Annotated in this window: 1 pseudogene; it reads right to left on the minus strand. The window is 60.7% G+C overall.

What is annotated here, in order from left to right:
* Nucleotides 1-675, minus strand: a pseudogene (locus ADK28_RS27725) (type VI secretion system ATPase TssH); the annotation flags it as partial.

The raw sequence follows: 675 nt of genomic DNA on the forward strand, positions 1-675 counted from the left end.
CCGGCAGGTTCATCACCACGTCCAGCTCGCTTTGTGAAATGCGGTTGACAGGCACGCCCGTCCATTCAGCCACTACCGAAGCCACCTGCCGGGCATCCACATGTGCTGAGACCCGCACCGATGATGCCTGCAACGCGTCAAGCTCCTGCTCAAGCTGTCGCAGTGCAGCCACCGGCTCATCATCATCTTCACTCTCTGCCGCCAGCAGCTGCGCGCGCAGTGCGACGATCGCCTGCACCAGCCCGAGCTGCGCCTGCCAGTTTTCTTCTTCCTTTATCAGCTTTGCACGTTCTGCCTGTTCCTCAGCACAGAGCTCAGTGAGCCGGGCCTGGTGATCGCCAAGACCAATGCGTGACTGCCGCTCGAGCTGAACAATTTCCAGCCCGCGCTGCTCAAGCCGGGTCTGCAGATGGCTCACTTCGCGGGGAGGCGTGGTCAGGTTAATCGCCACTCTGGCGCAGGCCGTATCCAGCACATCGATGGCTTTATCCGGCAACTGCCGACCTGAGATATAGCGCGCCGACAGAGATGCTGCCGCCTGCAGGGCCGCCTCATCAATCAGAACCCCGTGTGCTTTCTCATAGACACTACGCAGTCCGCGCAGAATAACCGTCGCCTGCGCCACATCCGGCTCACCGACATTAACTAACTGAAAGCGACGCGAGAGCGCCGCAT

Source organism: Serratia sp. 506_PEND (assembly GCF_001076875.1).
GTDB lineage: Bacteria > Pseudomonadota > Gammaproteobacteria > Enterobacterales > Enterobacteriaceae > Serratia > Serratia marcescens.